Genomic DNA, 12,035 nt, shown 5'->3' with positions numbered 1-12,035 from the left:
CTGGCGACCCTAGACGGCGCTGTCCGGCCCGACCTTCACCAGCATCTTGCCCATGTTGCCGCCGGTAAACAGATTGAGAAATGCGTTGGGCGCACGCTCAATACCGTCTTCCACCGTTTCTTCCCATTTGATCTTGCCCTCACCAATCCACTTCGACATGTCGCGGATAAAGTCCGGCAGCAGATCAAAATGGTTGGACACTATGAAGCCCTGCATCTTCAGGCTCTTGCCTACCATGTAAATGAGGTTGCTTGGCCCCGGTGCAGGCTCGGTGTCGTTGTACTGGGAAATCATGCCGCACATGGCCAGCCGACCCATGGGACGCATGTTTTCAAGGGCGGCCGTCAGGTGCTCGCCACCGACATTTTCAAAATACACGTCAACCCCCTTGGGTGCTGCCTTGCGCACAGCTTCCGTCAGGTCGCCACAGGTTTTGTAGTTGATGGCCTTGTCGATGCCAGCGGTCTCTTCCAGCCATTTGCACTTGTCGTCAGAGCCAGCCGTGCCCACCACGAAGCAGCCTTTGGCCTTGGCTATCTGACAAACGATGGACCCCACCGCACCCGATGCGGCAGAGACGAAAACCGTCTCGCCATCCTTGAGTTCACCAACCCGCAGCAGCCCCGCATAAGCGGTCATGCCCGGCATCCCCAGCGTGCCCAGATACGCCTGAATGGGCGCAGCTTTTGCGTCCACCTTCTGCACGGTGTCGCCGCCTGCTACAAAATACTCCCGCCAGCCCAGCATTGACTGTACATAGTCGCCCACGGCTACCTTGTCGGAGTTGGAAGCAATCACCTGACCGATGGCACCGCCTTCAAGCGGCTTGCCGATCTGGAACGGCGGCACGTAGCTTTCGCGGTCATACATCCGGCCGCGCATATAAGGATCCACGGACATCCATATGTTGCGCACCAGCACTTCGCCGTCGCCGGGCGCTGCAATCTGTGCTTCGCCGACTTCAAAATCCTCGAGTTTCGGCATCCCCACCGGGCGCCTCGCCAGGCGGATTTCCTTCGATACGACATTAGACATATTCGTCTCCCTTGGTTGCTTTTGAGTTGTTTTAGCTGTTCATCCGTTTACGGAATTGCTTTGGCGGCGTCAGCCCCGTAGCTCAGTTTGTGCGGTCAGCAACGTGCACCATGCGCTTGCCCACATTGTCGCCGTTCAAAAGGCCCACGAGTGCTGCGGGCGCGCTTTCGATACCTTCGGTAATGTCCTCAGCCACCTTGATTTTGCCTTGCGCGACCATACCGGCCAGTTCGGCCTCGGCCTGCGGCGACTGGTCGAAAAAGTCCATCACAATAAAGCCTTCAACTTTCAGGCGTTTGGTGACAATCAGCCCCGGCACGCCGCGCGGCCCGTGGCTGGGCGTATCCGTGTCATACTGCGAAACAGCGCCGCAACACACGATGCGACCGTGTGTGTTCATGCGAAACAGCACGCCTTCAAAAACGTCACCGCCGACATTGTCGAAAAACACATCCACTCCGTCAGGCGCCTCGCGCTTGACGGCTTTCATCACATTTTCGTCGCGGTAGTTGATGGCGGCATCAAAGCCAAGGTCATTGACCAGCCATGCGCATTTGTCGGCCGAGCCTGCAATGCCCACCACCCGCGCCCCTGCCGCCTTGGCCAATTGCCCGACAACAGACCCCACAGCGCCCGCCGCCGCCGACACCACCACGGTTTCACCCGCCTTGGGCTTGCCGATGTGCAGCAGGCCGAAATACGCTGTCTTGCCGGTGATGCCGAGGATCGACAGCAGATGCGTCAGCGGCCCGCGCGGCGTGCGTTTCTCAAGCAGCTTTCCGGGCAGTGCCGCGTACTCACACCAGCCAGTGTCCGCTTCCACAATGTCGCCGACGGCGAAAGCTGGATCGTTGGACGCAACGACTTCACCAATCGCTCCACCGGCCATCCTGGTGCCCGGCAGCACCTGCTCACGATAGGTGCGGCCCTGCATCCAGGCGCGGTTGGCCGCATCAATCGAAATATACAGCACGCGTATCAGCACCTCGCCGTCGCCCGGTGTCGGCACCGGCACCGTGCGCGGCGCAAAGTCTGCGACATCGAGTTTGCCCTCAGGCGTTTTGGCAAGAGTGATTTCGCGCATCTGGTCTGCGGGCATTGTCGGTCTCCGGATCGGGAATGCGTGTGAGCGGGCAAGCTAGCACGGGCAGGGCGGGAGATGGCAACCGCCTGCGATACCCAAGGCAGTGCTTGGCCTTTGCGCCCATATCGCCTAGCTTCGCGCGCATTCTGGCACGTCTGCTGCCTTCCGTTTTGATCCGGAGCTTTGATCCCGCTTTATGGCTTATACCCGCCCCAAACTGTCCCGCGTGCGCACTGGTGTTATCGGTGCGGGCTATTTTGGCCGTCTGCATGTAAGCAAATACGCAACCGTGCCCGGCTCTGATCTGGCGGGTGTTTACGACCTGAACCCTGAGCGCGCCAAACACGTAGCGGATGAGTTCTCCTGCGCGGTGATGAGTGCGCCGGAAGATTTTTTCGGGCAGGTGGACGCGGTGTCCATCGTTGCCCCCGCAACCCGGCACTTTGAACTCGCAAAACTGTTTTTGGAGCAGGGCATTCATGTGCTCATTGAAAAGCCGATTGCGACCACGCTTGAAGATGCCGACACGCTGATAAAGCTGGCGCGCGACAAGCGTGCGGTCATTCAGGTGGGCCATCAGGAGCGCTATGTGTTTTCGCGGTTTGACCTGCCCACGCTCGTGTCAGACCCATGCGAAATTATCTGCCGCAGGGCAGGGCCGTTTACCGGCCGCAATGTGGATGTGAGCGCGATCCTCGATCTGATGATCCACGACATTGATATTTCACACCAGATTTTGCGCTATCAGCCACAAACGGTTGAGGCCACAGGCCGTGCCGTGCATGGCGACCTTGCGGACGAAGTAGACGCCGTCGTCACCACAAAGGATGGCCGCACCGTGCGCGTGTTTGCCAGTCGCGTTGGTGACAAGCTGGAACGCTCCGTGCGCATCATTTGTGATGACCGCGAGATCATGATTGATTTTGCCAACCGGCAATTCGAGCTGACCGAGAAGAACGCCGACGGTGTTCGCCGTGTCATGGACCCTGAAGAGGTTGACGGCCTGCCGGTGATCGACGAACTGGTGGCGCAGGATCCGCTGGCCGAAGAAATCGGTGGCTTCGTCAATGCGGTTGCCACCGGCGCGCGGCCACGCGTATCCGGCGAGGACGCCCGCCGTGCACTGGCCACGGCGTTGGCCATTGAGGCCGCCGTCGGCCCGCTGACCCGCGAAGATCGCCCGCTGACCCGCGAAGATCGGGTGTGAGGCAGCGGGGTAATGCTTGGCAAATCAACGGCACAGCGCTAGGTCTCTTGCCATGACGGATCGTCTCAAAATCAGCCTCGCGCAGCTCAACCCGATTGTCGGCCATGTGGAAGGCAATATTGCCCGCGCCCGTGACGCCCGCGCAGCCGCAGCACGCGATGGCGCAGACCTGATCGTGTTCACGGAACTCTATGTGTCCGGCTACCCGCCCGAAGACCTGGTGCTTAAACCTGCCTTCCAGAAGGCCGCGCGCGAGGTACTGGACGCATTTGCCGCCGACACCAGCGACGGCGGCCCCGCTGTGCTTATCGGCGTGCCATTGAGTGAAGGCGGCTTGCTCTACAACTCGGTGGCGCTGCTGGACGGCGGCAAGGTCGCGGAAATCCGCCACAAGCAGATGTTGCCGAATTATGGCGTGTTCGACGAAATGCGCGTGTTCGCCTCCGGTCCCGACCCCAAACCGATCATGTTCAGGGGCGTGTCGCTGGGCGTGCCGGTATGTGAGGACATCTGGCACGAACACGTGGTGGCAGGCCTTGCAGCGCAGGGCGCTGAACTGCTGATCGTCCCCAACGGCTCTCCCTTCGAAGCGACCAAGCACGGTGCGCGCATGAGCCATGTGCGTGCGCGCGTCGGTGAAACGGGCCTGCCTCTGATCTACGTCAATCAGGTGGGCGGTCAGGACGAACTTGTGTTCGACGGTGCATCCTTCGTGGTCAACGCCGACGTGACGGTGCCGCTCAACATGCCAGCCTTTGCCGACGCACAGGTGACCACCCACTGGACCCGCAACGACGGCGGTTGGACATGCGCCGTCGGCGATCGCTCGCCGGACCCCGACGGGCTGGAAGCCATCTACATGGCCTGCGTGCTGGGCCTGCGCGATTACGTAACCAAAAACCGTTTCCCCGGCGTGGTGCTGGGCCTGTCCGGCGGCATTGACAGCGCCATCTGCGCGGCCATGGCGGCCGATGCTCTGGGTCCGGACAAAGTGCGCTGCGTGATGCTGCCGTCAAAGTACACCAGCCAGGAAAGCCTTGATGATGCGCAAGAGTGCGCAAAACTCATTGGCACCCGCCTTGATACTGTTTCCATTGGTGACAGTGTGGAAGCGATTGAAACAGCGCTTGCCCCGCTGTTTGAGGGTCAAAAGCCCGACATCACCGAAGAAAACATCCAAAGCCGCGCCCGTGGTCTGTTGCTCATGGCGCTGTCAAACAAGTTCGGCGACATGGTGGTCACCACCGGCAACAAGTCTGAAATGTCGGTCGGCTACGCGACCCTGTATGGCGACATGAACGGCGGCTTCAACCCCATCAAGGACTTGTACAAGATGCAGGTATTTGCGCTGTGCGAGTGGCGCAACCAGCATTTTCCCGCAGGCGCGCGTGGCCCTGAGGGCCGCGTCATCCCGCAGCGGATCATTTCCAAACCGCCGTCCGCCGAATTGCGCGAGGACCAGAAGGACGAAGATTCGCTGCCGCCCTATCCGGTACTTGACGATATTCTGGAGGGCCTCATTGAACATGAGCGCAGCGCCGACGAACTGGTCGCGCGCGGCCATGACCCTGCCGTCGTAAAGCGCATCGAGCATCTGCTCTACATCGCCGAATACAAGCGTCGCCAGTCCGCGCCGGGCGTCAAGATCGGCCTCAAGAACTTTGGCCGCGACCGGCGTTACCCCATCACCAACGGGTTCCGCGATGCCCGCTAGCGTCAAGACGCGGTTTGCCCCCAGCCCCACCGGCACCCTGCATGTGGGCAACATGCGCCCGGCGCTGCTCAACTGGCTGTATGCCCGCAAGATGGGCGGCGAGATCATTTTGCGGTTCGACGACACCGACACGGCGCGCTCCACCCGCGCCTATGCGGATGCGATCGCTGATGATCTGGCCTGGGCGGGGCTTACATTTGATGGCACGTTTCGTCAGTCAGACCGTATCGCCATTTACACCGCTGCCGCCGAGACGCTCAAACACAAGGGTCTGCTGTACCCGTGCTACGAAACCCCCGCCGAACTGGAGCGCCGCCGCAAGCGCCAGATGGCGCGCGGCAAACCGCCGGTCTATGACCGTGCAGCGCTGGACCTGACCGACGCTGAGCGCGCAGCCCTTGACGCTGAAGGTCGCACGCCGCACTGGCGGTTCAAACTGTCAGGCACAACCGTAAGCTGGAACGATCTGGCGCGCGGGCCGCAATCCATCGAGACCGGCTCGGTATCCGACCCCGTGCTGATCCGTGAGGACGGCACGTTCACTTACATGCTGCCGTCCGCCGCCGATGATGCCGACATGGGCATAACCCATGTGCTGCGCGGCGAAGACCATGTCACCAACACCGCCGCGCAGATTGAGTTGTTGCAGGCGATGGGCGCATCGCCGCCCGCCTTCGCGCATTTTCCGCTGCTGGTGGCACCCGGCGGTGCCAAGCTTTCGAAGCGGGAAGGCGGAGCGAGCGTTGCAGAGGTGCGCGCCGCCGGACTGGAGCCCGAAGCGCTGACCAGCTATCTGGCCCATCTGGGCACGTCCGATGACATTGCGCCCGCAAGCCTTGATGAACTGGTGGGGGGCTTTGAGTTTTCAAAGTTCGGGCGCGCCCCCGCACATTACGATATAGCCGAACTTGCACGCCTCAACGCAGATTGGCTGCATGGCGCTGCGTTTGAACATGTACACGGACGTTTGTCCGCAGACGTGAGCGAAACCCTGTGGCTGGCCATTCGCGGCAACCTTGAAAAGCTGTCGGATGCAGGTCTTTGGGCACAGGTTGTGTCCGGCGAGATTACGCCTGTAATCGAAGACGCGGCTTTCGCGGCTACGGCGGCCCGGTTGCTTCCTGACGGCCCTCTTGATGAGACCACATGGAAAATCTGGACTGATGCCGTGAAGGCTGAGACAGGCGCCAAAGGCAAGGCCCTGTTCATGCCCCTGCGTCTGGCATTGACGGGCCTCGACCACGGCCCGGAACTCAAAGCCCTGCTGCCGCTGATTGGCCGCGACAAGGTGTTGGCCCGGCTGGAAGGCCGCACCGCCTGATCCCGCATCTCCGGGCCAGACCCGGAGCCTACTCGCGTGCGCTGCGGTGTATGGGGCTGCGAGTGGACCCCGGCTCAGGTCCGGGGTGACGGCGTGGGTGCAGTTGGTAAACCTCAAAGCCAGCTCGCGGGTTGATTTTTTCATCGGCTGGCCCCAAAGTCCGGGCCATGACCAACGCCGCCACCATCAGGTGCATTTGCACCATCATTATTAGCTAGTGCACAACGCTGGCTCGCGGCCGTTCGTCAATTTCCTGACTATCAGACAAGACGTAAGCCACGGGGCCAGCAGGCCTTGAAGGACTTCGCCATGCGTTCCGGCGCGACACTGACACTCTACGACACAGCCGCCCGCAAAAAGCGTGCGTTTGAGCCCATTGATGCAGCCAATGTGCGGCTGTATGCGTGCGGGCCCACGGTCTATGACTTTGCCCATATCGGCAACGGTCGCACCGGCGTGACGTTTGACCTGGTGTTTCGGGTGCTGCGCTATGTCTATGGCGCAGACCATGTGACCTATGTGCGCAACATCACCGACATTGAAGACAAGATCATGGCCCGCGCCGTGCGCGAAGGCGTGAACATCCGTGAACTGACGGACAAGACGGCTGCCGTCTATCAGGCCGATATGCACGGCCTTGGCAGCCTCACGCCTACCCATGAGCCGCGCGCCACAGACTACATTCCCGGCATGATCGGGATGATTTCAACGCTCATCAGCAAGGGACACGCCTATGAGGCTGAGGGCCATGTGCTGTTTGACGTGTCGTCTGATGCAAACTACGGCAGCCTTTCAGGCCGCACGCTGGATGACATGATTGCCGGTGCCCGCGTGGAAGTGGCCCCTTACAAGCGCAACCCCACAGACTTTGTGCTGTGGAAACCCAGCACCGACGATATGCCCGGCTGGGAGAGCCCGTGGGGCAATGGCCGACCCGGCTGGCACATTGAGTGCTCCGTCATGGGCGAGGCGTTGCTGGGTGAGACATTTGATATTCACGGCGGCGGCATAGACCTGGCTTTTCCTCACCACGAAAACGAAGTGGCGCAATCCACCTGCGCCCACAATGGCGCGACGCTGGCCAATTACTGGATGCATGGCGGCTTTTTGCAGGTGGACGGCGAAAAAATGTCAAAGTCGCTGGGCAATTTCCTGGTGATAAACGACCTGCTGAAAGACTGGCCGGGCGAAGCCCTGCGCCTGCATCTGTTCATGACGCATTATCGCCAGCCGCTGAACTGGACGGCAGACGGCGTGCGTGAGGCCAAAGCCATTCTGGATCGCTGGTATGCCTCTACTGCCGATGTGGGCGAAGTAACGGCTGATGACGTGCCGCAAAGCGTCGCAGCGTGCCTGCTCGAAGATCTCAATACACCGCAGGCGCTGGCCTCACTGCATAAGCTGTGCGGCGACAGCCAGAAGGGTGACGCACAGGCTGCCCGCGCGCTCAAGGCCTCCGGTCAGCTTGTGGGCTTGTTTGGTCAGTCTGCGGATGAGTGGGCAGCGTGGCGCCCTGCATCATCCAGCATTGATGACACTCAGGTTGAAGGGCTCATCACGGCGCGCAATGCGGCGCGCAAGGATAAAAACTTTGCCGAAGCAGACCGCATCCGCGATGAACTGGCATCAATGGGTATCGAGATAAAAGACAGCCCGCAGGGCACCACCTGGTCGGTTGCGACGTAGGGGACAGGAAAAATGAGCACCAAAAAAGAGCGCCTCTACCTTTTCGATACGACGTTGCGTGATGGCGCGCAAACGCAGGGCGTTGATTTCGGCGTCGAGGACAAAGTTCGCATCGCACAAACACTGGACAGGCTGGGCGTGGACTATGTGGAAGGCGGCTGGCCCGGTGCCAACCCGACCGACACGGCGTTCTTCAGCGAAAAACGCGGCCTCACATCAGCCCGCATGACGGCGTTCGGCATGACCAAGCGCGTGGGCCGCTCGGCTGACAATGATCCCGGTCTTGCAGCGCTGTTTGATGCTGAGTCCGATGCTGTGTGCCTCGTCGCCAAAACCTGGGACCACCAGGTGACGCTGGCGCTTGGGTGTACGCTGGACGAAAATCTCGAAGCGATCCGCGACAGTGTGCAGGCGATTGCCCGGCACAACCGCGAACCGATGATCGACTGCGAACATTTTTTTGACGGCTACAAGGCCAACCCGGACTACGCCCTTGCCTGCGCGAAGGAAGCGCTGTCGGCAGGCGCGCGCTGGGTCGTGCTGTGTGACACAAACGGCGGCTCGCTGCCCCACGAGGTGGAGGAAATCACCCGCGCGGTTGCTGCTGTCATTCCTGGCGACAATCTTGGCATCCACGCTCACAACGACACTGAAAATGCCGTGGCCAACACGCTTGCGGCTATTCGCGGTGGCGTGCGCCAGATACAGGGCACGCTCAACGGGCTGGGTGAGCGCTGTGGCAATGCCAATATGGTGTCGCTGCTACCAACGCTGCTGCTCAAACCGGCCTACGCCGACAGATTTGAAACCGGCGTAACCGTTGAGCAGCTTGGCCAGCTCACCCATGTAAGCCGCCTGCTGGATGAAATCCTCAACCGCACACCCAACCGGCATCAGCCTTACGTAGGCGCGTCGGCCTTTGCGCACAAAGGCGGGCTGCATGTGTCTGCCGTGCAAAAAGACCCGGCCACCTACGAGCATGTGCCGCCGGAAGCTGTCGGCAACAAGCGCCGCATTCTGGTGTCGGATCAGGCCGGCCGCTCCAATGTGCTGGCACAGCTTGAAAGCGCGGGCATTGAGGTGGATGCAGAAGACCCGCGCATCAAGCGGCTGGTGGACGAAGTAAAGGAACGCGAGTTTCTGGGCTATGCCTACGATGGTGCCGAAGCCTCGTTTGAGCTTCTGGCCCGCCGCGCGCTTGGCAACGTGCCGCATTATTTTGACGTGCAGGGGTTCAGGGTGTTGGTGGAGCGCCGCCACAACGCCATTGGCGAACTCGTGACGGTGTCGGAAGCCACCGTCAAAGTCAGCGTCGATGGCGTCAGCATCATGAGCGCGGGGGAGGGCAACGGCCCCGTTAACGCGCTGGATCACGCGCTGCGCAAAGACCTTGGCAAATACTCAAGCTGGCTTGAAGATTTGCGGCTGGCCGACTTCAAGGTTCGTATTCTGACGAGCGGCACCGAAGCCGTCACCCGCGTGATGATTGAAAGTGTGGACAAGGCGGGTGCGCGCTGGTCCACCGTCGGCGTGTCGCCCAATATAGTGGATGCATCGTTTCAGGCACTGATGGATTCCATCACCTACAAGCTGCTGCGCGATGGTGCGCCTGCCGGTCAGACATAAGCACGCCCGGCTTTCTAGCGCGGGCGATGCTGCGTGCCTTCACCAGCGGTGATGAAAACCGCCGTCGCGCTGCCGTCCACGTCGGCTGTGTGCCACACACCCGGCGCGTTGATGATGTAGTCACCTGCCGCCAGCGCAACCGTAGTGCGACTGCCGTCTGGTGCCTCCTGATGCAGCGTCATCGCACCGTGGGTACACAGCACGACCTCCGCCCCACTCGGATGCATCTCCCACATGTCCCAGGGCTGCGTGAAGGTGTACATGCTCACCAGCCGCCCTTCGGCACCGTCGTTTCCATGCCGCCTTGTATAGGCGTCATACCAATCCATATCGCCGGTCATTTCCGGTTGCACCAACGCCGTCGCCCCAAGGCCCAGATGCAAAGGGTACTGCTCAAGGTTTTTAGCCGTCATGGTGTTCCTCCCAGGGGTCGCGGTCTTTGACACATCCTGCATTTTCGAGCGGCGGCCATTCGCCATTGCGGATAGCCACCAAAGCTGCCTCATGACAAAGGACGCGGTAACTGCCGTCAAGCGTCCAGGAGGCTGATGCTCACCTTCCTGAGTGAACACCCCTAAGATCGCCCTGGATCCCGCGATCAAGTCGCGGGACGGCAAGGGGGTGGTGTGTAGCCTGTATGACCTGTTCGACCACGCCCGAAATGCCGTCCGCATCGCGGCTCCATAGTTCCATACCCTTCCTGCGCCATAACTGCCTCCCCGCGACTTGATCGCGGGGCCCAGGGGCTGTACGCGACAAACCAGCAGGCCGATCAGGATTTCCCGATCAAGTGGTCGGAAAGCAAGAAGGGTGGCGGGGTGCATTGCAAGTATGCGCCTCGCCTGTCCGGTGTGCAGGTGCCATACATCGGTCATCATGTGAGATGGTCAGCACACTGTCGGGCAAGAACAGGAGCCACACTTTGACCGCGCCAACCGCAACATCCCGTGGGGTTGTTCTCGCCGCGAGCGCCTATGTGCTGTGGGGGTTCCTGCCGCTGTTTTACCGCGAACTGGACCATGTGCCGGTGTTGGCGATCCTCACCCATCGCGGGCTGTGGGCGCTGGTGTTTGTGGCACTGCTCGTCACCCTCATGGGGCGGTGGCCACATGTGCTGGTTGCTGTGCGCACGCCCCGCAGCCTGCTCATTTTGTCCGTAACCGGACTGTTGATCGCCAGCAACTGGGGTGGCTTCATTTTTGCCGTGACCAATGATCTGGTGCTCGGTGCCAGCCTTGGCTACTTCATCAATCCGCTGATGAGCGTGGCGCTGGGCGTGGTGCTGCTGGGCGAGCGCCTCAACACAGCACAACGCATCGCCATTGCACTGGCCGCGTTCGGCGTGCTCAACGAGATCATTCTTATTGGCGACGTGCCGTGGATAGCGCTTTTTCTGGCCAGCACCTTTGCCGCATATGGCTATCTGCGCAAAACCGTCGGTGTTGAAAGCCTCGACGGGTTGTTTGTTGAAATGGCCGTGCTGTCGCCGCTGATGGTCGGTTATCTGGTTTGGAGTGGTGGCGTGACACTCGGCTTCGCCCACACGGACCTTCTCACCATTGGCCTGCTGCTGCTGACCGGGCCTTTCACGGCCATACCGCTGTTGCTGTTTGCCGCAGGCGCACGCCGCATAACTCTGGCGGCTGTCGGCATTCTTCAGTTTCTGGCACCTAGCATCATGTTTCTGCTCGCCGTCTTTGTGTTTGACGAACCATTCGGCCTCGCCAATGCGCTGACCTTCGTCGGCATCTGGCTTGGTCTGGCTGTATTTGCGTGGGATGCATTGCGCGCGCGCTAGTCCATCTGCGCTTCGAGCGCGGCAGGTATCTCATCCACAGCGCGAACAATGCAGTACATCTTCTCAAGTGCTCCATGGGAAAAGCCCGCCGCCACAATATGCGTGAGCAGGTCACCAAGCGGCGTCCAGTATCCGTCCGTATCCAGAATAATAATCGGTTTGGCGTGGCGGCCAAGCTGCTTCCACGTCAGAATGTCTACGAACTCAGCGATAGTGCCGATACCACCGGGCAGAACCACAAACGCATCCGCCCGCTCCGCCATCATCTGCATCCGGTCGTGCAGGGTCTCGGTTTGTATGTGTGGGCACGCAGGCGCGTCGCGCATCACATCAGGCGTTTCAAGAAAGCCGGGGATGATGGCCTCAACCTCGCCATCGGCATCTGCCGCTGCACGAGCCAGCACCCCCATCAGGCCGATGCCGCCACCGCCGTAAACAAGTTTGATCTGTGATCTGGCCAGCCATTCGCCAAGCGATCGGGCGGCATGGGTGTAGGCAGCACTGTTTCCTGCTGCACTGCCAGAAAAAACCGTTATAACGCGGATATTACCGTTCATGTTTCGC

10 protein-coding genes are annotated in these 12,035 nt (G+C 60.7%); 6 read left to right on the top strand and 4 right to left on the bottom strand.

The features are described from left to right. Positions 1 to 9: 9 nt before the first annotated feature. Positions 10 to 1,035: an NADP-dependent oxidoreductase gene (locus RIB87_RS08945; protein WP_350145718.1), complete on the bottom strand. Its 1,026-nt coding sequence runs from the start codon at positions 1,033 to 1,035 to the stop codon at positions 10 to 12. 82 nt (positions 1,036 to 1,117) lie between these two features. Continuing rightward, positions 1,118 to 2,134, bottom strand: a complete 1,017-nt coding sequence (locus RIB87_RS08940; RefSeq protein WP_350145716.1) for an NADP-dependent oxidoreductase — start codon at positions 2,132 to 2,134, stop codon at positions 1,118 to 1,120. A gap of 181 nt (positions 2,135 to 2,315) precedes the next feature. On the opposite strand from RIB87_RS08940, the gene RIB87_RS08935 reads away from it, so the two are divergent. The 5 genes from RIB87_RS08935 (at position 2,316) to cimA (ending at position 9,673) form a co-directional block, all read left to right on the top strand. Then, entirely contained in the window at positions 2,316 to 3,326 is a 1,011-nt protein-coding gene (locus RIB87_RS08935; RefSeq protein ID WP_350145714.1) for a Gfo/Idh/MocA family protein, read from the top strand. A 52-nt stretch (positions 3,327 to 3,378) separates the two neighbouring features. Beyond that, positions 3,379 to 5,040 carry an NAD+ synthase gene (locus RIB87_RS08930; protein ID WP_350145712.1) on the top strand — a complete coding sequence of 554 codons (1,662 nt, stop codon included), beginning with the start codon at positions 3,379 to 3,381 and terminating at the stop codon, positions 5,038 to 5,040. Continuing rightward, a complete protein-coding gene (gene gltX / locus RIB87_RS08925; RefSeq protein WP_350145710.1) occupies positions 5,030 to 6,361 on the top strand; it encodes a glutamate--tRNA ligase in 1,332 nt (443 codons plus the stop codon). Before RIB87_RS08930 ends, gltX begins: the two co-directional genes overlap by 11 nt. A 309-nt stretch (positions 6,362 to 6,670) precedes the next feature. Next, entirely contained in the window at positions 6,671 to 8,047 is a 1,377-nt protein-coding gene (gene cysS, locus RIB87_RS08920; protein ID WP_350145708.1) for a cysteine--tRNA ligase, read from the top strand. Positions 8,048 to 8,059: 12 nt separating this feature from the next. Continuing rightward, positions 8,060 to 9,673 (top strand): citramalate synthase, encoded by a 1,614-nt coding sequence (gene cimA, locus RIB87_RS08915; protein ID WP_350145706.1) that lies wholly within the window; start codon positions 8,060 to 8,062, stop codon positions 9,671 to 9,673. Positions 9,674 to 9,687: 14 nt separating this feature from the next. On the opposite strand, the gene RIB87_RS08910 is transcribed toward cimA, so the two are convergent. Continuing rightward, positions 9,688 to 10,086 (bottom strand): hypothetical protein, encoded by a 399-nt coding sequence (locus RIB87_RS08910; protein WP_350145704.1) that lies wholly within the window; start codon positions 10,084 to 10,086, stop codon positions 9,688 to 9,690. A 509-nt stretch (positions 10,087 to 10,595) separates the two neighbouring features. On the opposite strand from RIB87_RS08910, the gene rarD reads away from it, so the two are divergent. Next, entirely contained in the window at positions 10,596 to 11,471 is an 876-nt protein-coding gene (gene rarD, locus RIB87_RS08905; protein WP_350145702.1) for an EamA family transporter RarD, read from the top strand. Here rarD and RIB87_RS08900 read toward each other — a convergent pair. Then, positions 11,468 to 12,028, bottom strand: a complete 561-nt coding sequence (locus tag RIB87_RS08900) for an LOG family protein (protein WP_350145700.1) — start codon at positions 12,026 to 12,028, stop codon at positions 11,468 to 11,470. The genes rarD and RIB87_RS08900 overlap by 4 nt on opposite strands. Positions 12,029 to 12,035: the final 7 nt, after the last annotated feature.

Source organism: Pyruvatibacter sp. (assembly GCF_040219635.1).
Lineage (GTDB): Bacteria > Pseudomonadota > Alphaproteobacteria > CGMCC-115125 > CGMCC-115125 > Pyruvatibacter.
Note: the sequence above shows the minus strand (reverse complement) of the source record. Positions and strands in the feature narration are given on the sequence as shown.